Below are 23,078 nucleotides of genomic sequence, written 5' to 3'. Positions count from 1 at the left end.
ACGGCTTGATGAACTCCCACTCTTCGTCCGTCAACTGGGCCCGCGTCACACACGAGGACCTACCGGATCAGACCCGGCCACAACGGCAAATCCCAAGGATTGATCACAACCCGATACGCGCCCTAGTGGAAGGAGATCACCACATGACCAACGACGACCACCGGAACGCCCTCATCGCCGGGCTCCGCGCCCTGGCCGACTTCCTGGACGCCAACCCGGCCGTCCCCGTCCCACGCTCGGTCAACGTCCTGCACTTCCCGCACCGCGCCACGGATGCCGACATGTGCGCGGAGGTCGACCACATCGCCGACCTGCTCGGCGCTCCGGTCAACCAGGAGTTCGGCCACTACGGCGCTTCGGTCCGCTTCGGACCGGTGGAGTACAAGGCCGTGGCGATCCTCGCCGCCCGCCGCGCCCAGTACGAGGCCGACCGCAGCTACGAAGGCTGCATCCAGCCCGACCCCGTCCCCGACCAGAACGCGGCGCAGGCCGCCTGACCACGAAAGGAGGTGACGCCCATGCCCGACACCGAGCAGGCCCCGCCCGCGACTCCCGTGCCGATCACGCCTCAGCGGTGGCAGTGCTGCCACTGCGGCGGAGGCGGTCTCGACTCCTACGGCGAGACCTGCCGCCACTGTGACGGGCTCGGCTTCTGCTGAACCCCGTCAGCGCCCCCGGCCTGGCCGTACATCCGCCAAGACAACCGCCAGGTCGGGGGCCATCCCTCCACCCATCGAGCGAAAGGAGGCCTCCATCTTGCCCGTAACATCCGCCAACGCGCACGCCATCCGCGGCGCCATCGCCCGACTCAACAACCCTGACTGTTCCCGCTTCGCCTCCCAGATCCGCCACACGGGCGGCTGCCGACAGCCGATCCACCTGCGAGGCAAGGTCGAACACTGGGACAAAGCCACCGGGACCCTGCTGCACCGCTACAGCACCCGCCTCGAACCCGACGGCATCCTGCGCGTCCCGTGCAAAACCCGCCGCGCCTCCCGCTGCCCGGCCTGCGCCGAGACCTACCGCGCCGACACCTACCACCTCATCCGCGCCGGCCTCGTCGGCGGCAAAGGCGTCCCCGCGTCGGTGACCGCGCACCCGTGCCTGTTCGTCACGCTCACCGCACCGTCCTTCGGCCCGGTCCACACCCGCAGGCAGCACAACGGGAGCATCCTGCCCTGCCATCCGCGCCGTGACGCCGAGACCTGCCCGCACGGGTGCGTCATGTCCTGCACCGCCCGGCACGGGACCGAGGATGACTGCCTCGGCGAGCCGCTGTGCCCCGACTGCTACGACTACACCGGCTCAGTGCTGTTCAACGCGGTCGCGCCACTGCTGTGGAAGCGCTTCACCGACGCCCTTCGCCGGCACCTGGCCAAGCTCGGCGGCCTGACCCTCCGCGACATGCGCGACCAGCTCATCGTCTCCTTCGCGAAGGTGGCTGAGTACCAGCGCCGCGGCGTCGTCCACCTCCACGCCGTCATCCGCCTCGACGGCCCGGCCGGACCCATCTCCCCGCCCCCGGCCTGGGCCACGCTCGACCTCCTCGGCCAAGCCGTAGAGCATGCCGCCTCCGTCGTGACAGCCAAGGTGCCCGCGTACGACGGCCACCCGGAACAGGGGCTCTGCTGGGGCACTCAGCTCGACGCCCGCCCGATCACCTTGGACGGCGAACTGACCGACCAGGCCGTAGCCGGGTACGTGGCCAAGTACGCCACCAAGGCAGCCGAATGCGTCGGCACCATCGACCGGCGCATCGTCCCCAGCGAGGACCTGACCGCCCTCCCCGTCCACGACCACGCCCGACGGCTCATCGCCGAATGCCTCCGCCTCGGCACCTTCGAGGAACTCGCCGACCTACGGCTGACCCACTGGGCGCACATGCTCGGATTCCGCGGCCACTTCTCCACCCGATCCCGCCGCTACTCCACCACCCTCGGCGACATCCGCGCCGACCGGCAGAACCACGCCCGCGACGAAGACATCACCACCGGCCGCCTGCCCCTCCTCGAGGAGGACACCGTCCTCGTCATCAGCGAATGGGAGTACGCCGGAAAGGGCTACTCCCCGGGTGACGCCCTCGTCGCCGCACTCACGGGTTCACCGACGCTGCCGTCGCAGTCACTAGTCGGGGATGGCGCCCGATGACGCGCAACGACCGGCTCCTGACCGTGCCTGAGGTACTCGCTGAGCTCGGCGGCGTTTCCCGCCGGACCTTCTATCGCTGGCGTGAGCTCGGCCACGCGCCCAAGTGTGTGAAGCTCCCGAACGGCGAGCTCCGCGTCTGGTGGAGCGATCTCGCTGCCTGGCTGGAAGCCCTCCGGGAGGCTGCGTGAACACCTCCTACGACGTGAAGCTCTGGGACATCCGGCCGAACCGGACCAGCAAAGCGCCCTCCTACATCGTGCGTTGGAAGGTAGGCCCCAAGGAGAAGTCCAAGGCCTTCCGGACCAAGGCCCTGGCCGAGAGCTTCCTGTCTGACCTCCGTCAAGCGTCTAAGCGTGGTGAGACCTTCGACCTGGAAACGGGGCTTCCCGTCTCCCTGGCCAAGGTCAAGCAGGCCGTCACCTGGTTCGCCTTCGTCCTGGCCTACATCGATATGAAGTGGCCGCACGCTGCGGCGAAAACCCGGGACAGCCTGACTGATGCTCTCGCGACGGTGACGCCCGCCCTCGTCGACGAGGACGCTTCTGGCAAGCCGGATCTGATGGTCCTGAGGGAAGCGTTGCGCCAGTACGTTCTTCCCCCAGCATCTCGGCAACTGGAGCGTCCGGCGGGCATTATGGCGACTGTCGCGTGGCTCGAACGTCACTCGCTCGCCGTGGCTGACTTGGCGAAGGTTCGAAACGTGCGGCTCGGCCTTGATGCCTTGACGCTTCGACTCGACGGCGGGGCGGCTGCGCCTACGACGATCGCGCGTAAGCGCTCAGTCTTCTACAACGTCCTCCAGTACGCCGTGGACCTGGAAGAGCTGCCCTCGAACCCGATCGACAAGGTGAAGGCGTGGAAGCCGCCGAAAGTCCGTGAGGTCGTGGATCGGCGGGTAGTAGTCAACCCAGCCCAGGCTCGGGAACTGCTCACCGCAGTGACCTACGCGGGCCGCCTCGACCGTGGTCGGCACCTTCGAGCCTTCTTCGCCTGCCTCTACTTCGCCGGCCTCAGACCCGCCGAAGCGCTCGGCCTCCGCGTGCAGGACTGCCACTTGCCGGAGTCGGGGTGGGGGCGCCTGGTTCTGGCGAAGTCCAAGCCTCAGGCGAACAAGCGATGGACCGACAGTGGTGAGGCACACGACGACCGCGGACTGAAGCACCGCGCACAGGATGAAGGCCGTCCTGTCCCGATCCCGGCAGAGCTGGTGATGATCCTCCGTGAGCACATCGACGAGTTCGGCGTCCACGATGACGGGCGCCTGTTCCGTACGTCTCGGGGCGGCGTGATTTCCATCGGGACGTACTGCGAGGCGTGGCAGAAAGCACGGACGTTGGCGCTGACGCCGGAACAGGCCGTGTCCCCGCTGGCGGCCCGGCCGTACGACCTCCGGCACGCGGCCGTCTCACTCTGGCTCAATGCCGGGGTAGCCGCTCCCGAAGTTGCCGAACGAGCCGGGCATGGTGTCGACGTACTACTCAGGGTCTATGCCAAGTGCATCGATGGCGGTGCTGAGGTCGCCAATAGCCGCATAGAGGAGGCTCTCGACTCCTGCCGAGGTCCTGCGTAGACTGCCGCAGCCCTTGCCCTGCCCGGGCGGGACGCCAGCACTTACACGACCTTCTTGCAGTATCGGCGCGGGATCAATACCGCCGAGGACGACCCCGCCGCCCGCCGCCGTGCCCGCTGACCTCCTCCGCAAGCAGCCATCGCAACAGCCCTAGCCCTCCCTCTCGCAACCACGAACGCATTGGACGAGCGAGAAGCTTCATGAGCTGCTTTGCCTGACGCAAATACCAAACGGCAGCCGGAAGAGCAAGTAGGGCTGTAAGACCGTACTGACGGACTATTTCATTTGAAGACACATCTACTTCCTTGCCCTGTGGCCACGAATCCCAGTAGGGATTCGTGGCCGGACGAATTTACGCACAGTCAGGGGAGAGACAGCGCCGAATGTCCCCGAGAAGAGGCCATCCCGGCATGACGGCAGCCCCGGGCGGGACGTGGAACTCGACTCTAGAATCCGGACTGTCTGGATTTGGGATCAGGATCTTCGAGAGCACCTGTACTGGTTCATCGTCTAGCATGGTCCATTTGGCCCCACTGGCGCCCTCGCAGAACACCGCACAAATTCCGCGGACCTCCTTCGAGACACTTACCTGCACACCATGCAGGTGGCTTGCGGTGTTCATGTCAGGGCACGCGCTGCAATAGGTCGGCCTCCAAGGGATATGGTCCCCGTGGGGCCAACTCCCGCCCTGCCTCAGGGGGCCCGGCCATCCCCTTCGGATGTATGGGTAGCGGGCCATCGCTAGATCCAGACGCTCCCCGCGGCTTTCGAGGGAAGCAGCCCCGATGAAAGCACGGTGGTAGGTCAAGTCATCGGTCGCCAGAGTTACCCTTGCGCGACGTCCCCGCTTATCGCGCACTGTGCAGTGGAGCAACCCCCATCCAAGCGGTACGGGAATGAGGGCGGCCCCAAGGCAGGCTCCTTCGTAAGATCCTTCGCTTTCGTCAGGTGAGATTTCGGAGTACTCCTTTATCTCCGGTTCCTCTAGGACAGCGGTCACGTAGGGGACTAGCTTCTCCTTTGCCAGATTCCCAGGAGAGCTGTAGCGGTCCCTGCGGTTGTTTCTCGCCATGCCCTAAATGCTGCCGGATTCAAGACGCCGGCGCCACCCAGCCTTTTCCAGCACCTATTTGTTCACCTCGCGGCTGCGTGAGCTGCACGAATGGTCATTCACGGGCCCTCCACAGGCGCGCGTTACAGGAAAGCAAGGACGGACTGTTACCCTTCTGTTATTTTTGGGCGCTACGGCCGGGATCGACGCGCCGGCGTTCCACGACATGCGTGATTGCCCCCCTCGCGCGGCGCGCTAGCCGACCATCCCTGCCAGGCAATGTGTCCACCAGGCCTGCCAGTGGCATCCTCAGCCGGTCGCACGTCGCGGATCTCGGCAGGAACCCGGAATGCAGGCGGCTTCTACCTCGCCAGCCTCCTCGGCTCGAGCGAGGCAACCTAGGGAAACTCCCGCAAGATCATCCCGTGGATATAACGTGAACAGCGGCCGAGGGCTGCTGAGGGTGGCGTACGGCTGTGCATGGCCGGAACGATCAACGGCGTCTGAACCAAGCGAAACCGCTGGTCAGACGCCGTTTTGGCTGGTTGAGCGGAGAGCGTGGGATTCGAACCCACGAGACCGGTCACCCGGCCTAGCGGTTTTCAAGACCGCCGCCATCGTCCACTAGGCGAGCTCTCCCCGACGCCCCATGCTGGAGCGCCACGCAGCAGCCTAGTCTCTCACTCTCGGGTTGGTGGCCGCGACCGCGAAAGAGATCATCCCGCTTCCACGTCTCGCCTACAGGTGGTCCGGGATCTCCGAGAACCTGGGCTCGGCCAGCGCGTGCGGCCCGGCGAAGCCGTCGCCCACGGAGGCCGCCAGGCGGAGGTAGGCGTCCCTGGTGGCCTGCTGAAGGCGGTCCAGGTCGATCTCAGCACCCTCCTCCAAGTGGGCGTCGTACGGCACGCGGACGACGGTGCGGCAGCGGGCGGCGAAGTGCGCCTCCAGTTTGTCGAGATCCACGGTGGACTTCGACCGGGGCCGTACGCTGCACAGCACCACGGTCGCGGCCCGGACGAGGTCGCCGTAGTGGTGCGCCTCCAGCCAGTCCAGCGTGGCCGAGGCCGCCCGGGCGCCGTCCACGGACGGCGAGCTGACCAGCACGATCTGGTCGGCCATGCCGAGCACGCCCGACATGGCGGAGTGCAGGAGGCCGGTGCCGCAGTCGGTGATGCAGATGGAGTAGAAGTTCTCCAGCACATTCGCCACCGCGTGGTAGTCCTTGGCGCTGAACGCCTCCGACACCGACGGGTCGCGGTCCGACGCCAGGATCTCCAGCCGCGAGGGCGTCTGCGAGGTGAAGGCCCGGATGTCCACGTACCGCTTGATCTGCGCGCGCTCGTTCAGCAGGTCGCGTACGGTGGCCGCGGTCTCCAGCTCGACCTTGTCGGAGAGCGTTCCACGATCGGGGTTGGCGTCGACCGCGATGACACGGTCGCCGCGCACCTGCGCGAGCGTGGCGCCGAGGCCGACGGTCGTCGTGGTCTTGCCCACCCCGCCCTTGAGGCTGAGCACGGCGACCCGGTGGTGACCGGTGGCGACGGGCGTGCGGGCGCGCTGCACGAGTTCGCGGCGCCGCCGCACCTCCGGAGCCTCACCCGGCTTGATCAGCCCGGCGGACGCCTTGTAGACCAGCCGCCGCCAGCCCGTCGCGGGAGCGTTCCGCCGCCCCCTCAGCAGGGTGACCGGATCGAGGCTGTCGGCGGTCGGCTTGGACCCGGCCGACTTCCCCGTCGTACGCGCGGGCGAGCTGAAGGCGGAGACGGGAGCCGGCCGGCGCGGGGGCTGGTATGCCTCCCGCTCCGCCACCGCGTCCCGTTCCACGGCCGGCGCCTGCTCCGGTGCGGGGCTCGGCGTCGAGGCTCGCTCGGGTGCGGGTTGAGGTGCAGGCGCGGGTGCAGGTACGGGTGCAGGCGCGGGCGGGGGCGTCGACGCCACGACCGGACCCGGCTCGTACGGCTTCCGCTCCTCGGCGGCCAGGTCCTCCCGCAGGGAGCCGATGAAGCGGTCATCCGTGAAGTCCGGCACCGACTCGGCCCGGGGGGCGGCGAACGGAGACGGGATCTCCGGTGGCGCGGGCGGCTCCTCCGGCTCGGCGGGGACGCCGGGAGCGTCGGGTTCCTGCTGGGCGGCCGGCACCGGCACGGCCGGCTCCAGCCAGCCCCGCAACGGCTCCTTCGTCGAGGACGACGTGCCGGACGCCGGGGAGACGAAGGGCTTGGCCGACTCGCTGCCGGAGAAAGCGCCGATGTTCTTGTAGGCGTCGGTGTCCGCCGGGGAGCCGGGGAAGGCGCCACCGCCGAAAGGCTGTTCGCCGAGCGGGGGGGTGGTGAAGGACGAGGGACCGCTCAGGCCGCCCGGCGGCGGAGTGGGGCGGCCGTCGCCCTCTGTGGACTCCTGGTCATCGCCCGGTCTCTCCGGCGTCGCGTCCGAGGCCCCCTCGGGAGACTCCGGTCCCGCGTCGGAAGAGGCACCGAAAGATCCCGGAAAGGACGACTCCGCAGACCGGTCCGGCGCCTGACCGAAGGACGACTCCGACGCCGCCTCGAAAGACGAACCGGGAGACGAACCGAAAGACGAGCCGAACGACGGGGCGCTCACCGGCCCGGTCGACGTGGCGGACTCCTCACCCCTCGTCTCCGGGGGTGTGCCCCACGCGGTGCTCGCGGTGGGCGACTCGGCCGGCGGCGCGTCCTCACGCTTCTCGGAAGGCGAGGACTCGGGCCTGGTCAAGAAGGCCGTCGTATCGCCGAAGGCCGCCGTGTCACTCACGTTCGCCGTGTCGCCGAAGTTCGTCTCGCCGTAGGCCGAGTCGGTGCCATAGCCGGACCCAAATTCGGACTTTTCACCGCTTTCATACCCAAAACTCTTCGAATAGTCGGCATCGAAGAGAGGGTCGCGGATGGGACCGGTGGACGACGACTCGGAAGTCTGCGCGTCCTCCTGCGGCGGGGCGCCGTACGCGGAGCCGGCCGCGCTGTCGGCCGCGCCGCGGAGCAGGCCGCCGGAGGCGGGCTCGGACGGGACGAGGCTCCAGGGGTCGGCGGGGTACGGCGAGGCGGGCTCGGGGTCGGCGGGCGGCGGCGTTGGAGAGGCGAGCGTGGCGGAGGTGACCGCGCTGACCGCTATCTCCACCTCGTCGGGCATTTCCTTGATCGCGTCAAGCCATGCCAGCTGGTCCTCGAGAGAATGCGGATCCTCACGATCATGTCTCGCCACCGTGTACCCCCTCGGGCTGGGCTAATGGGGTAGCAAACACATTGCAGATTAGCGCCACGTAATACGGTGAATGCGGGCAACCGCCGAGTTCTCCGCCACGCTACTTTAGGTCACATGCGTGCGATCGTGATTTCCGAACCCGGCGGACCTGAGGTTTTGGCCTGGCAGGAAGTGCCCGACCCGCGTCCCGGCGCAGGTGAGGTCGTCATCGAGGTCGCCGCCTCGGCCGTCAACCGGGCGGACCTGCTCCAGCGCCGCGGCTTCTATCCGCCGCCGCCCGGAGCCTCCGAGATCCCCGGGCTCGAGTGCTCCGGGACGATCGTCGAAGTCGGCGAGAACGTCCCGCGTCTCGCGCCCGGCGACCGGGTCTGCGCCCTGCTGGCCGGCGGCGGATACGCCGAACGCGTGGCGGTCCCCTGGCAGCAGGTGATGCCGGCGCCGGAGGGAATCGCGCTGGACGAGGCCGCCGGTCTCCCCGAGGTCGCCTGCACGGTGTGGTCGAACGTCTTCATGACCGCCCGCCTGCGGAAGGGCGAGACCCTGCTCGTGCACGGCGGCGCGAGCGGCATCGGCACCTTGGCGATCCAGCTCGCCAAGGCGTACGGCTCGCGCGTGCTCGTGACGGCCGGCTCCGCGGACAAGCTCGCGCGCTGCCGCGAGCTCGGCGCGGACGAGGGCGTGAACTACCGCGAGGAGGACTTCGCCGAGCGGTTCGAGGGCCGGGCCGACGTCATCCTCGACATCATCGGCGCGAAGTACCTGCCCGGGAACCTGCGCGCCCTCGCCACCGGCGGCCGTCTGGTCGTCATCGGCATGCAGGGCGGCGCGAAGGGCGAGCTCGACCTCGGCACGCTGCTCGCCAAGCGGGCCTCGGTCCACGCGACCGGGCTGCGCAACCGCCCGGTCGACGACAAGGGCGTGATCTGCCGGGGCGTGGTGGACAACGTGTGGCCGCTCGTCGCCGCCGGAGCCGTACGGCCCGTGGTGCACGAGCGGATCCCCCTCGACCAGGCCGCCCGCGCCCACCGGACCCTCGAAGAGGGTGAACACATCGGAAAGCTCCTGCTGGTCAGGTGAGTTAGGTTGATGGGGTGAGCACGGTGTGCCCCGGCGAATCAGGAGTTGTAAGCGATCGATGAACGCAGACGAGAGCACGCCGCAGATCGTGGTCGTGGGGCCGCAGGGCCTCTCGGTCTCCGGCGGCAACGGTAAGGGCGAGCACGAGGAGCGGTCCGTCGCCGACCTGGTGGAGCAGCCCGCCAAGGTGATGCGGATCGGCAGCATGATCCGCCAGCTGTTGGAGGAGGTGCGGGCGGCTCCCCTCGACGACGCCAGCCGCAAGCGGCTCAAGGACATCCACCAGAGCTCCATCAAGGAGCTCGAGGAGGGTCTGGCCCCCGAACTGGTCGAGGAGCTGGAACGGCTGTCCCTGCCGTTCAGCGACGAGAGCGCGACCCCGCCGAGCGACGCGGAGCTGAGGGTCGCGCACGCCCAGCTCGTCGGCTGGCTGGAGGGCCTCTTCCACGGCATCCAGACCACGCTGTTCGCCCAGCAGATGGCCGCCCGGGCGCAGTTGGAGCAGATGCGCCGCGCACTCCCCGGCGGCATGGGCCAGGCCGCACAGGACGACCAGGGCCACCGCGCGGGCGGTCCCTACCTGTAGATCCCCGACACCCGCCGACTCAGAACAGGGTTTCGAGCACGACCGCCACACCGTCGTCGTTGTTGGCCGCCGTCACGTGATCGACGGCGGCCAGCACGTCGGCGTGGGCGTTCGCCACGGCGTACGACGTGCCGGCCCAGGTCAGCATCGGCAGATCGTTCGGCATGTCGCCGAACGCGACCACCTCCGCGGGCTTGATCCCCCGCTCCTCGGCCAGCGTCGCCAGCGCTGTGGCCTTCGTCACACCGAACGCGCTCATCTCGATCAGTGCCCGCCCGCTGGAGTGGGTCGGGGTCACGATGTCGCCGACGATCTCCAGCACCCCGCGGTGCAACTCGTCGGGGTCCATCGAGGGGTGCTGCGCGAGCAGCTTGGCGCACGGACGGGACGTCAGCGCCGCGATGGCCACCATCCGCCCATAGGCCAGCTCCCGGGCGTCCCAGCGCCCCAGCGCGTAGTCGGACTCGTGCGCGAAGCCTCCCTCGTACTCCACCGAGAACGTGAGGTCGGGCACCTGCCGCCGCAGCCGGGCGACGCACTCTTCGAGCACGTCGGAGTCGATCAGGTGCGACTCGACGATCTCCTCGGTGTGGAGGTCGTACACGAGCGCGCCGTTCGCGCAGATGGCGAGCCCGCGGTGCCGTACGGCTCCCGCGACGGTGTGCATCCACCGGGGCGGCCGCCCGGTCACGAAGACGAGGGTGCCGCCGGCCTCCTCCACCCGGGCGAAGGCGGCGGCGGTACGTGGAGAGACTGTTCCGTCGGTGCGCAGAGCGGTGCCGTCGAGGTCCGTGGCGACGAGGCGGGGGCAGGTCATGACAGGTTCCAGTGTGCACCGAGATAGGCCATGCCATGCCCTCGGCCACACCTCGGGCGAGAAATCTCCCCCGGACGTGGAACACCAACGGGCTACATAGTGTTAGATGTGAAGGCGTTGTATTAGCTGTTCCCGTAGCGAAAACCAGTTTGACTGTATGAGCCACCCGGGGAGCTGTGCGACACACCCGGGGTCCACGAGGTGTGGTCCCCAAGATTCACTTCCTTAGGGAGAGCAGTAATGGCTCAGGGAACCGTCAAGTGGTTCAACGCTGAGAAGGGCTTCGGCTTCATCGCACCGGACGGCGGCGAGCCCGACGTGTTCGTGCACTTCTCCGCCATCACGGGCAGCGGCTACCGCAACCTGGAGGACGGCCAGCGGGTCGAGTTCGAGGTCATCGCCGGTCCGAAGGGTCCGCAGGCGTCGAACGTCCGTGGTCTCTGACCTGACCTGACGAAGGCGGGGTTCGCCGTGGCGAGCCCCGCCTTTCGCATGTCCGGGGGCGTCCGGCCGTAAGCGTGGGGCGGACCCGTGGAAGGCCTGCGCGCATGAAAGTTTCACGCGCGGAGGCCTTCTGCGCACTCGGACGCCGTCCGAACCGAGAGATTTACATCACATCTGACGGGCCCTGCCGTCAAAGGTGCCGATTGCACTTCTGCCGGACATCTAAGGCATTCGATGCCAGCCGAGCGCCGCCGCCGCAACCCGCCACAGAACGTCACCGTGAGACACGAAGACCTCCGGACGCGGTGGGCGGCACCACGCCGGAGGTCCTCGATCGGGGCCTGTGGATCTACCGGGACAGCGGCTCCAGGACGTCGAGCCCCACGTACGGCCGCAGCGCCTTGGGGACGACCACCGAGCCGTCGGCCTGCTGGTGGTTCTCCAGGATCGCCACGATCCAGCGGGTGGTCGCGAGCGTGCCGTTGAGCGTCGCCACGTGGTGCGGCTTGCCGTCCTCGTCCTTGTAGCGCACCTTCAGGCGGCGGGCCTGGAAGTCGGTGCAGTTGGAGGTCGAGGTGAGCTCGCGGTAGCGGCCCTGCGAGGGAATCCACGCCTCGCAGTCGTACTTGCGGGCCGCCGAGGTGCCGAGGTCGCCCGCCGCCGTGTCGATGACGCGGTAGGGCAGCTCCACCTTCTCGAGCATCTCCTTCTCCCAGGCGAGCAGCCGCAGGTGCTCCTCGTGGGAGTCCTCCGGCCGGCAGTAGGAGAACATCTCGACCTTGTCGAACTGGTGGACCCGGATGATGCCCCGGGTGTCCTTGCCGTACGACCCGGCCTCGCGCCGGAAGCAGGACGACCAGCCGGCGTACCGCATCGGCAGCGACGCCCGGTCGAGGATCTCGTCGGAGTGGTAGGCCGCCAGCGGCACCTCGCTGGTGCCGACCAGGTAGAGGTCGTCCTCGGGCAGGCGGTAGATCTCCTTGTCGTGGGCGACGTGGAATCCGGTGCCCTGCATCGACTCGGGCTTCACGAGCACAGGGGTGATCATCGGCGTGAAGCCCGCCTCGATCGCCTGCTGCATCGCCATGTTGAGCAGCCCGAGCTGGAGCCGCGCGCCGACGCCCCTCAGGAAGAAGAAGCGGGCGCCCGAGACCTTCGCGCCGCGCTCGATGTCGATCGCACCGAGCAGTTCGCCCAGCTCGACGTGGTCGCGGGGCTCGAAGTCGAAGACGGGCTTCTCGCCGATCTCCTCCAGCACCACGTAGTCGTCCTCGCCGCCGGAGGGCGCGCCCTCCTCGACGATGTTCGGGACGGTCATGAGCAGCTCGTCGAGCTCGCTCGCCAGCGCGGCGGCCTCGGTCTCGGCCGCCTTCACCTGCGCGGCCAGTTCCTTCGCGCGGTCGAGCAGCGCCTGGCGCTCGTCTCCGGACGCGCGGGACACCGACTTGCCGATGCTCTTCTGCTCGGCGCGCAGCGACTCGAAGGTGTTGAGCGCGGCACGGCGGCGCTCGTCGAGCGACAGCAGGGTCTCCACGATCGAGTCGTCCTCGCCGCGGACGCGCTGCGACGCCCGGAGCCGGTCAGGGTCCTCACGAAGGGTTCGCAGGTCAATCACGGCTCAAAGGCTACCGGAGCCTGTGCGGCTCCCGCCCGTCAAGCGAGACCGGCGCGGATCTTTCCGAGCCATTCGGCGGCCTCGGCGAAGTCCGCGTCGGCCGTACCCTCCTTGATCTGCGTCGGAACCCGGTCGGCCCGCGGATAGCTGCCGAGGAAACGCAGGTCGTCGCAGAGCCGGTGGAGCCCGGCGACGGCCTCCCCGACCCGGGCGTCGGCGATGTGCCCCTCGAAGTCGAAGTGGAAGAAGTAGCGGCCGATGCCGTCGCCGGTGGGACGCGACTCGATGCGGGTCAGGTTGACCCCGCGCACCGCGAACTCGCTCAGCATCTCCAGCAGCGCGCCCGGGTGGTCGTCGCGCAGGAAGGCCACGAGCGAGGTGCGGTCGGCGCCGGTCGGCTCGGGCAGCCGCCCGGGGCGGTTCACCTTGATGAACCGGGTGACGGTGTCGGAGCGGTCGCCGATGTCCGAGGCGATCGCGTCGAGCCCGTAGTACTCCCCGGCGATGGCCGGGCTGATCGCCGCGTCGTACGGAGACTCGGGAGAGGCGACCTCCTGCGCGGCGGCGGCCGTCGACGAGGCCGCGATCACGACGGCGCCGGGCATCTCCCGCTCGATGAACCCGCGGCACTGGGTGTGGGCCGCCGGGTGGGTGATGATCCGCTTGATCTGGGCCAGCTCGGTGCCGGGCCGCACCAGCAGGGAGAACTCGACCGGAAGCAGCCACTCGCCGGTGATGTGGAGCGGCCTCCCCCCGGCCAGCTCGTCGAGGGTCTGGGTGATCGCCCCCTCCACCGAGTTCTCCAGCGGGACCACCGCGCCGTCCGCCTCGCCGTTGCGGGCGGCGTCGAGCGCGGCTCCGACGTTGGCGCAGGGCAGGCGCTCGGCATCCGGCTCCAGGAGCCGCAGGGCCGCCTCACAGAAGGTGCCCTGAGGCCCCAGGTACGCGAGCTTCGACATGTCCCAAGGGTATCCGCAGGTAGGTGTGGCGGGCATGCGGAGACACTCCTGCGCCGACCGGCTTCCGCCCGTGCACCGCCGTCCCGGCTCAGCGGGGGAGGCGTTGCGGCTCGACCTCCGGCCCGATGCCGAGCCTGGCGGCCCGCACGGCGTGCTCCTCCTCCGGCGACATCGGCTGCAGCCCCTTCCCTCCGCGTACGGCACGGGCGTACGTGCGGGTCTCGGTGCGTCCGTTGATGGACGTCAGCACGACCCCGTCGCCGAAGCCGTTGATGAGCGCGAGCGAGAACGACAGCCTGCCGGTCATCTCGTCGAGCGCGTCGTACCGATACAACGCCACGTCGCGGATCGCCCTGCTGTCCACCGGGCCCTCGACGGCGGCCCGCCGATCCAGGGCGTCCAGGCACACCCGCACGGAACGGCGGGCGGCGCGCAGCGCGATCAGGCCGACGGCCACGCCGGTCACCCCCGCCAGGACACCGGCCATCTCCACAACGGTAACCAGCACGGCACCGAGCGTAATGAATTGGTCAAGTGGCCGCAGCGGGAACGGCGACAGCGGCCCGCCGCCGGGGCAACCAGGATCCGAGGAGCCAGACGAGGCCGATCGCGCCGAGGCCGAACGCGTTCTGCACGATCTTGCCCGCTACCGGGCTGAGCACGGGGATCTCCAGCGCCTTGAGCGTCACGCCCCACCACGGGATGGGCAGCACGTAGTAGAGCCACACGCCCGCCGCGACCAGCAGCCGGACCCGGTCGCGCCCGGGCCCCGCGAGGGCCGCGAGCACGACCACGACCCAGGCGATGTGGTGGATCCAGGCCACCGGCGACAACAGCACCGCCATCAGTCCCGTGAGCGCCACCGCGGTCGTGACGTCGCCGTCCAGGTACGCCCGCCGGGCGCGGCGGAAGCCGTACCAGCCGATCACTGCGACGGCGGCGAGCCAGAGCACCGTGGTCAGCCAGCCGGGCAGGTAGAGCCTGAGCAGCATGCCGCGCAGCGACTGGTTGGTGGTGGCGGCGTTCGCGCCGAGGCGCTCGGAGTCGAGCAGCGCCCCGAACCAGAAGTCCCGGGCGTCGTCGAAGATCACCAGGAACGGCAGCAGCGTGAGCAGGGCCGCCGTGAACACCGCCATGAAGAAGGCACGGCGCTGCCTTGTGTCCCCCTCCCGGGCGGGGAAGGCGGTGATCGCCAGGTAGACGAGGAACACGCCGGGGGTGAGCTTCACCGCCGTGGCGAGGCCGATCAGCATCCCGCGCGGCCACCACGGCCTGCGCGCCACGCAGTCGAGCAGGCACAACGCCAGGAGGAACAGGTCGACCTGGCCGAACCTGAACTGATCCCTGATCGGCATGAGATAGGTGCACGCGGCGCACAGCACGGCGAACAGCAGCGGCGCGGCCAGGGCGCCGCGCACCCCGTCCAGGAAGGCCCGGAAGGCGTGCCGGACCGTCACGGCGAGGACGGCGACGATGGCGACCGTCCACACCCACTGCGCGACCGGCCACGACATCATGGCGAGCGGCACCGCCAGCATCGCGGCCACCGGCGGATATGTGAACGGCAGCAACTGGGGAGCCGGCGTGATCACGTCGTAGACGGGCAGACCCCGCAGCAGCGCCCAGCCGCCCGTACGGTAGACGTCCAGGTCCACCAGACGCTGGTCCTCGGGGTTGGTCAGCCAGTAGGCGATCAGCGGCGACGCCGCGGCGGCCAGCGCCACCAGGGCGAGCGCCCACGCCCAGGCGGGCCGGCGGGCCCCCGCGATCCGGCCAGTCGTCATGACCAGGCAGGCTACCGTGGACCGTGTCCGCACCGTTATCGATCATGAGGGAGCTCGGGACAGTGCCACCTGGATCAGCGACGGCTCCGGGCCCGGCGGCCCGAGCCGCGGCGGGGCTCTTCGCGTCGATCCTGGTGCTCGTCGTGGCGGCCCTCGTCCTGCCCGCCGCTCCCGCGTCGGCTTCACAGCAGGGCGCAGCGGTGACGGGCCGGGTCGTGGTGATCGGGGTGCCCGGCCTCCGCTGGGACGACCTCGACCCGCGGCGGACCCCCGCGCTGTGGGAGCTGGCCGCCCGCGGCTCCAGCGCGTCGCTGTCCACGAGGACGGTCCCTCCCGAGGGGCTGCCGGTGACCTGTCCGGCCGCCGGCTGGCTGACGGTCTCCGCGGGCCAGCGGGCGGGAGCTCCCGGCACCGGGTGCGGGCCCCTTCCCGAACCCGTCACCGGCGCCGACGGCACGGCGGCGATCCCGAACTGGTCCGAACTGGTCGCCGTGCAGCAGGAAAGTCCTTTCAAGGCCCGGCTCGGGCTCCTCGCCGACGCCGTGAACGCCGCCGGGGGAAAGATCGCGGCCATCGGCCCGGGGGCCGCCCTGGCCGCCGCCGACCGGTCCGGCAGGATCGCGACGTATGCCGCGACACCCGCCGCGCTGCCCGATCTCACGCCGTACGCCCTCGTGGTCGCCGAGGCGGGGGAGATCACCGGGGCCCAGCCCGACGACCCGGCCGACGACGGGCGAGGACAGGCGCGGCGGGCGGCCGTGAGCGCGGCCGACCGGACCGTCGCCGAGGTGCTCGCCAAGGTGCCCGCCGGTTCGACCGTGCTCGTGGCGGGGCTGTCCGACTCCCCCGGCCGCGGCGAGGGTTCCATCGCCCACCTGCACGTCGCGATCGCCGCTGGCGGGCCGTACGGGCACGGGTGGCTGACCGCCGCCTCGACCCGGCAGCGGGCGCTGGTCACGATCACCGACGTCACGACGACGGTCACGCACCTGCTCGGCCTCCCCACTCCCGAGGGCGCGGTCGGCAGGGCGTGGTCGGGCGGAGGCGCGGCGCCGCCGGTCAGCGAGGCGGCCCCCGGGCTCGCCGACGCCGACCTGGCGAGCCAGGTGCTCAGGGAGGTCAGGGAGCCGTTCTTCATCACGCTGGTCGCCGCGCAACTGCTCTTCTACGGCCTGGCCGCGCTCGTGATCAGGCGCCACCGGCGGATGCTGACGACCACGCGGGTCGTCGCGACGGTCAGCGGCGCGCTCCCGGTGTCGATCTTCCTGGCGCAGCTCGTGCCGTGGTGGGGCTTCACGCACCCGATGCCCGCCCTGCTCGGCACGATCCTGGGCTTCGCCGTCCTGGTGGCCGGGCTCGCGTACGCCGGGCCGTGGCGCCGCCACGTGCTGGGGCCGCCCGCCGTGGTCGCCGGGATCAGCTCGCTCGCGCTCCTCGCCGACGTGGTGACGGGCTCGCGGCTGCAGGTGAACGCGGTGGCCGGCTACGAGCCCGTGACCGGCGGCAGGTTCTACGGCTTCGGCAACATGGCGTTCGCCGTCTACTCGACGGGCACGATCCTGCTCCTGGCGGCCGTCGCCTGCGCGCTGCGCCGCCGGCCGAGGCTCGCCGTGGCCGTCTGCGTGGCGTACGGCCTGCTTGCTATCGCCGGGGACGGCTGGCCGACCTGGGGCGCGGACTTCGGCGGGGTGCCGTCGTTCGTCCTCGGCGTGGCGGTGTGCGTGCTGATGGTCACGGGCAGGCGGGTGTCGGTCCTCCGGCTGGGACTGGTCGCCGTGGCGGGGGTCGTGCTCATCATGCTGATCGCGGTGGCCGACTGGCTGCGCCCCGCCGACCGGCGGACCCACCTCGGGGCGTTCGTCCAGCAGATCATCGGCGGCGAGGGCGGCTCGGTCGTCGGGCGCAAGCTCGGGGCGATGCTCCACACGCTGGGCAATCTCCCGCTGACGCTGCTGTCGGTGGTCGCGCTGGCGTTCCTGTTCCTCGTGCTGGCCCGGCCGTCCCGGTGGGGCGCGCCCGCGCTGAGCCTGGCCTACGAGCGGGCGCCGGAGCTGCGGGCGGGGCTGTTCGGCGCGCTGACCGCGGCGTTCACCGGGTTCCTGATCAACGACTCGGGGATCGCGATTCCGGCGATGGCCCTGACGGTCGCGGTGCCGCTGACGCTGGCGGCGTCCGTACGCGCGCTCCAGACCACGCCGCCCACCACAGCAGCGCGATCGTCAGCGCCAGCAGGAGCGACGGCGCCACCCAGCCCCTGACCACGTCGACGAGCCACCCCAGGTCGTCCGGCTGATCCGCCTGACGCGCGGGCAGGTAGGCCGACGCGAGCACGGCGAGCCGGGCGACCAGGAACGCCTCCAGGCCCGGCCAGGCGACCAGGGCCAGCAGCGCGAACCCCAGCCCGTCATACCAGGGCAGCGCGTACGGCGTGGCGAACAGCCAGGCCACGGCGACGGCCAGGGCGACCACCGGCCCCTCGCGGCCGGCCGCAGGACGTCCGCGCAGGAGGAGGGCGGCGAGCGCGGCCAGCAGGAGCAGCGACCCGGCCTGAATCCAGGCCCGGTAGGCCCCGGGTCCGAACACCCCCTGCAGCGCCCTTTGGGCCAGCTTCCACGGCGTGGCGAGCGAGACCGACTTGCTGGCGTTGACGAGCTGATCGAGCGAGTGGGGCCCGGCGAGCAGGTATGCCACGAGCACGGTCAGCGCCGCCGTCCCGGCGACCAGGGCGAGCCGCCGAGGGCTCCTGCGCAGCTCCCACGCCGTGCCCAGCGCCACCAGGCCCACGGTGGCCTTGACCGCGACGCCCAGGCCGAGCGGCACGCCCCGGCGGGCGACCAGCCCGGCCACGACGAACGCGATCGCCACGGTGTCGAGGTGCATCCCGGCCACGAGCTCGTAGACGATCAGCGGGTTGGCCGTCCACAGCAGAGCCGCGCGGCGCTGCCCTACGGGATCGCCGGCGGTGGCGCGGTGGAGCAGCAGGCCGGTGGCGACGAAGGCGGCGGCGTTGACCAGGGCCATCACGAAGACCGTCAGGCGGACCGACTCGCCCCCGACGTGGCTCGCCAGCGCCTGTACGGCCGTCGCGACCGGGCCGTACACGCTGGGCGTCCTGGTCCACTCCTCCACCCGCCCGACGACGGGATCGGCGGGAAGGTCGGCGGGCACGGTCGCGTACGGGTCGTAGCCGAGGGCCGCCATCCGGCCGTACGCCGCGTAGTTGAGGTGGTCGGCCGACCCGGAGGGCGGCAGGAACGCGAGGACCGCGGCGGCGGCGCACCCGGCGACGACCAGCGTGCGCGCCCGCGGCATCCGGTCGGCGTACGCGAGGCCGGCGGCCAGGCCGACCGTGCCGAGGACGAGCGCCGCGGCGGCCAGCGCGACGACGAGATGACCGTCGGGTGCGAGACCGAGCGAGTAGGGGGGCTGCCAGGACCGCCCGGGCAGGTCGGGCACCATCGAGGACGGCCCGAGGACGCCGATCGTGATCGTGAGGACGACCGAGAGGCCGCCGGCGGCCGGGGCCAGCCGGGCGGCGATCCGTGCGCGCCCCCGCGAATCCACCTCAGAATTCCACCACATCAGCCCGCCGTCACCGGCCGGCCGCCGTGCCCGGCGGCAGCGGCCGCGCCTCCGGGCGCGGCACTCGTACGACGCTGAGGCTCAGCGGCGCGGCGGGCGGAGGGCGGCGCGCGCCTGGTCCACCGCGGGTTCGCGGGCGGCGAGGGCCAGGCCGACGTCGCGGAGCTGCTTGGCCCTGTGCAACTGGGAGCGCCAGTCTGTGCCGGTCGCCCGGTGCGACATCTCGACCTCGGCCTCGATCACCCGGAAGCCCTTCCTGAGCAGATCGACGGTCATGCCGGTCTCGACGCCGAAGCCGTGGGCGAGCGGCCGGGCCGCCTCGAACGCCGCCCGGGTGAGGCATCGCTGCCCGTTGAGCGGCTGGGTGGCCTCCCAGCCGGTGAGCCGCTTGATGCCGTCGCGGGCCAGCCGTACGACGATGCCGTGGCCGCCGAGCTTCACCCTGGTCGCGAACTTCGCGATGGTCATGTCGGCCTCGCCCGAGCGCACCGGCGCGATCAGCGGGAGGGCCGCCGCCGCCGTCTCGCCCAGGTCGGCGTCGAGGAACAGCAGGTGCCGGGGATGGTCCTCGTCCAGGAGGCGCACGGCCTCGGCGCCGCTCTCCATCGCCGCCGCCTTGCCCCGGTTGCGGCTGTGCCGTACGACCCGGGCGCCCGCCGCCCTGGCCACCCGGCCGGTCTCGTCGGACGAGCCGTCGTCGACCACGACCACGAGATCCACGCCGGGCAGCTTCAGGGCGGCGGTCACGGTGGCGCCGATCCGGTCGGCCTCGTCCTTCGCCGGGATCACCACCGCGGTGTCCGGCTCGGGTACTGCCATCTCCCCCATGCGCCTAGCCCTGATGCTCGGCCGTGAGCAGGTCGGCGGGCACCGTGTCGTGCACGGTGAACACCGAGTCCAGACCGGTGACCTGGAGAATCTTGCGTACCGCCGGTCTCGGCGCCGCCACCTCCAGCGTGCCGCCCCGCTCGCGCAGCCGTTTGAGCGCCGACAGCAGCACGTTCATGCCCGTGGAGTCGCAGAACTCCACTCCGGACATGTCGATGACCACCCGATCGGGCCCGGTCTCCAGCAGACGGGTGAACTCCGCCTGCAGCCGGGGCGCGGTATATAGGTCGATTTCGCCGAAGACGGCCATGACGGCCTGACCGGCGTGGGATTGCGTCGCGACTTTGAGCTCCACGAGGCGCACACTAGCGTCGTCCCGGCCCCGGGTCACGCTCCATCGGATTCGTCGAAGAGTCGTCCGCCCTTTGTCCCCGATTCCGGCCCCACGTAAACGCCGAGTGCGCGAAGCTTGACGCTATGCGACACCGGCGTCGCCGGATGGAGGGCCCGGAACCTCCGCGTCTTGGTCGTCACTTCGCAAAGGAGGGCGGGCGCCGAGCACAGCGGGCCCGAGAGCAGATGAACAGTGAAATACCCGAGGATCCACAGCGGCGCGTGCTGCGCGAGCATCTGGAGACCATCCAGGTGCGCACGGAGAAGGCCTCGTCGTGGCGCGACGCGGCCGAGCCGCTGCGCGGCCTGGTCAACCGCGAGGGGTACGTCCCGGTCAGCGCCCGGTTGGCGGCCGAGGACCTCGACTTCCTCGCCGAGGCGCGCGAGGAGCTGCTGAGCTTCTCCGAGCTCGGCATCCGGCTGCTCGATCTGCACCAGCCCAGGGACGCGGGCGGCATCTCGAGCGACCCGGCCAACCCGATCCTGCGGTGCCGGAGCTGTATGTGGCGCTGGCCGTGCCCCACGTTCCGGGCCATGGCGGAGGCGTTCACCCCGCGCCAGCGGGAGGCCGCACCGGACGTCCCCTCCTGGCGCGGCCAACTGGAGCACCAGCGCGACCTGTGACCCGGGCGGCCAGAGCCGCGCCGAGCTGGGCTCTCGTGCCGGGGTCCGGCGACGCCAAGAGTTACAAGTCATCATTAAGTGTTCTCCATGGAGGCGTCCCTACCTTCCTCTGTGTAAGGGCCGGCGCGCGCAGACGTGCGCCGGCCGACACAGGAGGGGAAGAGCGTCATGAAACTGGTCTACAAGGTCCTGGCCTCACTCGTCGCGGCCGAGGTCGCCGTGCAGGCGATGATGGTCGTGCTCGGCGACGCCGGGCTGTTCAAGTACGTCGAGCAGGGCGGCGTGATCGACAAGGCGAGCGCGGAGAGCGGAGGGATGGACTTCCCCGAGTTCTTCGCCTTCATGGTCCACGGCATCAACGGGATGATGGTCATCCCCGTGATCGCCCTGCTCCTGCTGATCTCCTCGTTCTTCGCGAAGGTCCCCGGAGCGGTCAAGGGGGCCGTCCTCGTGGTCCTGCTCGTCGCCGTCCAGGTCTCCCTGGGCCTCCTCGGCCACCAGATCCCCGCCCTGGGCGCCCTGCACGGCCTCAACGCGCTGCTGCTGTTCAGCGCGGCCGTCCACGCCGCGCTTCGCGGCCGCGGGGCGGCGGCGGGCGCGACCGCCCAGCCCCACGCCCGTGTCGAGACCGCCGTCTGAGACATCTCGCATGGACGCGACTCGCCGTCGCGGCGCCCGCCTCCGGCTCGCCCTGGCGGGCGCCGCGACCATCGCCCTGCTCGGCCCGCTGGCCTGGATGTGGCAGGACAGTCTCATGCCCGGGGCGTACTCCGTCATGGACATGGGGTACGCGGACTACGGCGGCGCCCTCACCCACATGGCCGCCGACACCTCCGCGCACTCGGAGCACATGCACTCGGAGCAGAGCGGGCAGCCGGAACACAGCGGGCACTCGGCGCACACGGCGTCGGCGCGCAGCCTGACCTCGCTGACGGCCGATCCGGACCACGCGGCCGACGTCTCGATCACCCTGGTCGCGCGCAGGCAGCGGTTCCGGCTGGCCACCGGCCGCCCGGTGGACGGGTACACGCTGAACGGCACCTCGCCCGGCCCGGTCATCCACGCGACCGTCGGGCAGTTGGTGCAGGTCCGCCTGGTCAACGAGTCGGTGCCGGACGGCATCACGCTGCACTGGCACGGCGTCGACGTGCCCAACGCCGCGGACGGGGTCGCCGGTGTCACCCAGGACGCGGTCGGCGTGGGCCGGTCGTTCACCTATCGTTTCGTCGCCGGCCAGGCCGGCACCTTCTGGTACCACTCCCACCAGGTGTCCCACGAGCAGGTGCGCCGCGGTCTGCTGGGCGCCCTGGTGGTGACCCCGGCGGCGCGACCGCCCGCGGGCACGGCCGACGTCGTGGCGCTGCTGCACCTCTACGACGGAGCCCGCACGATCAACGGGCGTGAGGGAGACGTCCGCACCGAGGCGCGCCCCGGCGAACGGGTGCGCGTGCGGGTGATCAACACGGAGAACGGCCAGACGCCCATATGGGTCGGCGGCGCCCCGTTCCGGCTCGCCGCCGTCGACGGCACCGACCTGCACGACCCCGCTCCGGTACGGGACACCGCCGTGACGGTCACGGCGGGAGGCCGCGCCGACATCGAGGTGACGATGCCCGAGGACGGCTCGCCGGTGCGGGTGCACGTCGGCGGCCCGGCCGGCGTCGTGCTCGGTTCGCGGTCGTACGACGTGCCCGCCGTCCCCCGGCCCGCGACCTCGCTGGACCTGCTCCACTACGGCACGCCGGCGCCGCTCGGGTTCGACCCGGACCGGCCCGATCGGCGGTTCGACTACGAGATCGGGCGCCGCCCTGGCTTCCTCGACGGACGTCCGGGGATCTGGTGGACGATCAACGGCCACATGTTCCCCGACGTGCCGATGTTCGTCGTCGCGGAGGGCGACGTGGTGCGGGTGCGCATCGTCAACGACAGCGGCGAGCCGCACCCGATGCACCTGCACGGCCACCACGCGGTGGTGCTGAGCCGCGACGGCGTGCGCGCGACGGGCGGCCCCTGGTGGGTGGACTCGCTCGAAGTCGGCACCGGCGAGTCGTACGACATCGCCTTCGTCGCCGACAACCCGGGCATCTGGATGGACCACTGCCACAACCTGCCGCACGCCACGGAGGGTCTCGTCGCCCACCTCATGTACGAGGGAGTCACCACGCCCTTCACCGTGGGCGGGACGGCCGGGAACGAGCCGGAGTGACTCCCGGCCGAGGCGAGCCCCGCGAAGGCCGCCCCACACCACGACCTGGTCTCGTGATGTGGAACGGTCCGGCCTGCGGCCGTGAACCTTTCATGACAGGCGATGTCACCCGCGCCGGATCGGGTTCCGGTGCGGGCGGCGCCCCGCATGTCACCGCGCCGGGATCCCTGACTGC

At 70.7% G+C, this 23,078-nt stretch carries 20 protein-coding genes and 1 tRNA gene; 11 read left to right on the top strand and 10 right to left on the bottom strand.

Annotated features, from left to right (window positions below):
• The first annotated feature begins 143 nt into the window (after positions 1 to 143).
• The 5 genes from FH610_RS35855 (at position 144) to FH610_RS35840 (ending at position 3,718) form a co-directional block, all read left to right on the top strand.
• Positions 144 to 497 (top strand): hypothetical protein, encoded by a 354-nt coding sequence (locus FH610_RS35855; protein WP_139579672.1) that lies wholly within the window; start codon positions 144 to 146, stop codon positions 495 to 497.
• A gap of 21 nt (positions 498 to 518) precedes the next feature.
• Positions 519 to 659 (top strand): hypothetical protein, encoded by a 141-nt coding sequence (locus FH610_RS43075; RefSeq protein ID WP_161628157.1) that lies wholly within the window; start codon positions 519 to 521, stop codon positions 657 to 659.
• A gap of 97 nt (positions 660 to 756) precedes the next feature.
• Positions 757 to 2,148 (top strand): replication initiator, encoded by a 1,392-nt coding sequence (locus FH610_RS35850; RefSeq protein WP_139579671.1) that lies wholly within the window; start codon positions 757 to 759, stop codon positions 2,146 to 2,148.
• Positions 2,145 to 2,336 carry a helix-turn-helix transcriptional regulator gene (locus FH610_RS35845; RefSeq protein ID WP_139579670.1) on the top strand — a complete coding sequence of 64 codons (192 nt, stop codon included), beginning with the start codon at positions 2,145 to 2,147 and terminating at the stop codon, positions 2,334 to 2,336. The genes FH610_RS35850 and FH610_RS35845 overlap by 4 nt, the downstream gene beginning before the upstream one ends.
• Positions 2,333 to 3,718 carry a tyrosine-type recombinase/integrase gene (locus FH610_RS35840; RefSeq protein ID WP_139579669.1) on the top strand — a complete coding sequence of 462 codons (1,386 nt, stop codon included), beginning with the start codon at positions 2,333 to 2,335 and terminating at the stop codon, positions 3,716 to 3,718. Before FH610_RS35845 ends, FH610_RS35840 begins: the two co-directional genes overlap by 4 nt.
• 1,601 nt (positions 3,719 to 5,319) lie before the next feature.
• On the opposite strand, the gene FH610_RS35835 is transcribed toward FH610_RS35840, so the two are convergent.
• Together FH610_RS35835 and FH610_RS35830 are read right to left on the bottom strand one after the other, a co-directional pair.
• Positions 5,320 to 5,408 (bottom strand) — tRNA-Ser (locus tag FH610_RS35835).
• Positions 5,409 to 5,507: 99 nt separating this feature from the next.
• The gene (locus FH610_RS35830) at positions 5,508 to 7,916 is read right to left on the bottom strand and encodes a MinD/ParA family ATP-binding protein (protein WP_139579668.1); all 2,409 of its coding nucleotides are present in this window, start codon (positions 7,914 to 7,916) and stop codon (positions 5,508 to 5,510) included.
• A 186-nt stretch (positions 7,917 to 8,102) separates the two neighbouring features.
• Between FH610_RS35830 and FH610_RS35825 the strand changes: the two genes are divergently transcribed.
• Positions 8,103 to 9,065, top strand: coding sequence for an NAD(P)H-quinone oxidoreductase (locus FH610_RS35825; RefSeq protein WP_139579667.1), 963 nt, complete (start codon positions 8,103 to 8,105; stop codon positions 9,063 to 9,065).
• 58 nt (positions 9,066 to 9,123) lie between these two features.
• Positions 9,124 to 9,651, top strand: a complete 528-nt coding sequence (locus FH610_RS35820; RefSeq protein WP_041952877.1) for a bacterial proteasome activator family protein — start codon at positions 9,124 to 9,126, stop codon at positions 9,649 to 9,651.
• Between the two features lie 19 nt (positions 9,652 to 9,670).
• Here the strand turns inward: FH610_RS35820 and FH610_RS35815 are convergent, their stop codons facing one another.
• Positions 9,671 to 10,468, bottom strand: a complete 798-nt coding sequence (locus FH610_RS35815; protein ID WP_139579666.1) for an HAD family hydrolase — start codon at positions 10,466 to 10,468, stop codon at positions 9,671 to 9,673.
• A gap of 240 nt (positions 10,469 to 10,708) precedes the next feature.
• On the opposite strand from FH610_RS35815, the gene FH610_RS35810 reads away from it, so the two are divergent.
• Entirely contained in the window at positions 10,709 to 10,912 is a 204-nt protein-coding gene (locus tag FH610_RS35810) for a cold-shock protein (RefSeq protein WP_041952879.1), read from the top strand.
• A gap of 349 nt (positions 10,913 to 11,261) precedes the next feature.
• Here FH610_RS35810 and serS read toward each other — a convergent pair whose 3' ends face one another.
• The 7 genes from serS to FH610_RS35775 form a co-directional block, all read right to left on the bottom strand.
• Complete coding sequence (gene serS / locus FH610_RS35805) at positions 11,262 to 12,527, bottom strand: serine--tRNA ligase (RefSeq protein WP_139579665.1); 1,266 nt, start codon at positions 12,525 to 12,527, stop codon at positions 11,262 to 11,264.
• A 38-nt stretch (positions 12,528 to 12,565) separates the two neighbouring features.
• Entirely contained in the window at positions 12,566 to 13,486 is a 921-nt protein-coding gene (gene pheA, locus FH610_RS35800) for a prephenate dehydratase (RefSeq protein WP_139579664.1), read from the bottom strand.
• An 88-nt stretch (positions 13,487 to 13,574) separates the two neighbouring features.
• Positions 13,575 to 13,994 carry a DUF4446 family protein gene (locus tag FH610_RS35795; protein WP_139579663.1) on the bottom strand — a complete coding sequence of 140 codons (420 nt, stop codon included), beginning with the start codon at positions 13,992 to 13,994 and terminating at the stop codon, positions 13,575 to 13,577.
• A 22-nt stretch (positions 13,995 to 14,016) separates the two neighbouring features.
• Positions 14,017 to 15,270 carry a glycosyltransferase 87 family protein gene (locus FH610_RS35790; protein ID WP_139579662.1) on the bottom strand — a complete coding sequence of 418 codons (1,254 nt, stop codon included), beginning with the start codon at positions 15,268 to 15,270 and terminating at the stop codon, positions 14,017 to 14,019.
• Between the two features lie 2,103 nt (positions 15,271 to 17,373).
• Positions 17,374 to 18,834, bottom strand: a complete 1,461-nt coding sequence (mptB, locus tag FH610_RS35785; RefSeq protein WP_240809394.1) for a polyprenol phosphomannose-dependent alpha 1,6 mannosyltransferase MptB — start codon at positions 18,832 to 18,834, stop codon at positions 17,374 to 17,376.
• A gap of 99 nt (positions 18,835 to 18,933) precedes the next feature.
• The gene (locus FH610_RS35780) at positions 18,934 to 19,671 is read right to left on the bottom strand and encodes a glycosyltransferase family 2 protein (protein WP_205826313.1); all 738 of its coding nucleotides are present in this window, start codon (positions 19,669 to 19,671) and stop codon (positions 18,934 to 18,936) included.
• Positions 19,672 to 19,684: 13 nt separating this feature from the next.
• Positions 19,685 to 20,035 carry an STAS domain-containing protein gene (locus FH610_RS35775; protein WP_030511009.1) on the bottom strand — a complete coding sequence of 117 codons (351 nt, stop codon included), beginning with the start codon at positions 20,033 to 20,035 and terminating at the stop codon, positions 19,685 to 19,687.
• A gap of 224 nt (positions 20,036 to 20,259) precedes the next feature.
• Between FH610_RS35775 and FH610_RS35770 the strand changes: the two genes are divergently transcribed.
• The 3 genes from FH610_RS35770 to FH610_RS35760 all read left to right on the top strand — a co-directional run bounded on the left by FH610_RS35770 (position 20,260) and on the right by FH610_RS35760 (position 22,903).
• Positions 20,260 to 20,697 carry a hypothetical protein gene (locus FH610_RS35770; RefSeq protein WP_231532205.1) on the top strand — a complete coding sequence of 146 codons (438 nt, stop codon included), beginning with the start codon at positions 20,260 to 20,262 and terminating at the stop codon, positions 20,695 to 20,697.
• A gap of 168 nt (positions 20,698 to 20,865) precedes the next feature.
• Positions 20,866 to 21,336, top strand: coding sequence for a hypothetical protein (locus FH610_RS43070; RefSeq protein ID WP_161628156.1), 471 nt, complete (start codon positions 20,866 to 20,868; stop codon positions 21,334 to 21,336).
• Between the two features lie 10 nt (positions 21,337 to 21,346).
• The gene (locus tag FH610_RS35760) at positions 21,347 to 22,903 is read left to right on the top strand and encodes a multicopper oxidase family protein (RefSeq protein WP_139579659.1); all 1,557 of its coding nucleotides are present in this window, start codon (positions 21,347 to 21,349) and stop codon (positions 22,901 to 22,903) included.
• Positions 22,904 to 23,078: the final 175 nt, after the last annotated feature.

The organism is Microbispora catharanthi (assembly GCF_006334915.2).
Lineage (GTDB): Bacteria > Actinomycetota > Actinomycetes > Streptosporangiales > Streptosporangiaceae > Microbispora > Microbispora catharanthi.
Note: the sequence above shows the minus strand (reverse complement) of the source record. Positions and strands in the feature narration are given on the sequence as shown.

What these genes read in the sequence shown, in the direction of transcription:
- FH610_RS35855 (WP_139579672.1), top strand. Translation starts at nt 144, where the DNA reads ATGACCAACGACGACCACCGGAACGCCCTCATCGCCGGGCTCCGCGCC.
- FH610_RS43075 (WP_161628157.1), top strand. Translation starts at nt 519, where the DNA reads ATGCCCGACACCGAGCAGGCCCCGCCCGCGACTCCCGTGCCGATCACG.
- FH610_RS35845 (WP_139579670.1), top strand. Translation starts at nt 2,145, where the DNA reads ATGACGCGCAACGACCGGCTCCTGACCGTGCCTGAGGTACTCGCTGAG.
- FH610_RS35830 (WP_139579668.1), bottom strand. Translation starts at nt 7,916, where the DNA reads ATGCCCGACGAGGTGGAGATAGCGGTCAGCGCGGTCACCTCCGCCACG.
- FH610_RS35825 (WP_139579667.1), top strand. Translation starts at nt 8,103, where the DNA reads ATGCGTGCGATCGTGATTTCCGAACCCGGCGGACCTGAGGTTTTGGCC.
- FH610_RS35820 (WP_041952877.1), top strand. Translation starts at nt 9,124, where the DNA reads ATGAACGCAGACGAGAGCACGCCGCAGATCGTGGTCGTGGGGCCGCAG.
- FH610_RS35815 (WP_139579666.1), bottom strand. Translation starts at nt 10,468, where the DNA reads ATGACCTGCCCCCGCCTCGTCGCCACGGACCTCGACGGCACCGCTCTG.
- FH610_RS35810 (WP_041952879.1), top strand. Translation starts at nt 10,709, where the DNA reads ATGGCTCAGGGAACCGTCAAGTGGTTCAACGCTGAGAAGGGCTTCGGC.
- pheA (WP_139579664.1), bottom strand. Translation starts at nt 13,486, where the DNA reads ATGTCGAAGCTCGCGTACCTGGGGCCTCAGGGCACCTTCTGTGAGGCG.
- FH610_RS35790 (WP_139579662.1), bottom strand. Translation starts at nt 15,270, where the DNA reads ATGACGACTGGCCGGATCGCGGGGGCCCGCCGGCCCGCCTGGGCGTGG.
- FH610_RS35780 (WP_205826313.1), bottom strand. Translation starts at nt 19,671, where the DNA reads ATGGCAGTACCCGAGCCGGACACCGCGGTGGTGATCCCGGCGAAGGAC.
- FH610_RS35770 (WP_231532205.1), top strand. Translation starts at nt 20,260, where the DNA reads ATGAACAGTGAAATACCCGAGGATCCACAGCGGCGCGTGCTGCGCGAG.
- FH610_RS43070 (WP_161628156.1), top strand. Translation starts at nt 20,866, where the DNA reads ATGAAACTGGTCTACAAGGTCCTGGCCTCACTCGTCGCGGCCGAGGTC.
- FH610_RS35760 (WP_139579659.1), top strand. Translation starts at nt 21,347, where the DNA reads ATGGACGCGACTCGCCGTCGCGGCGCCCGCCTCCGGCTCGCCCTGGCG.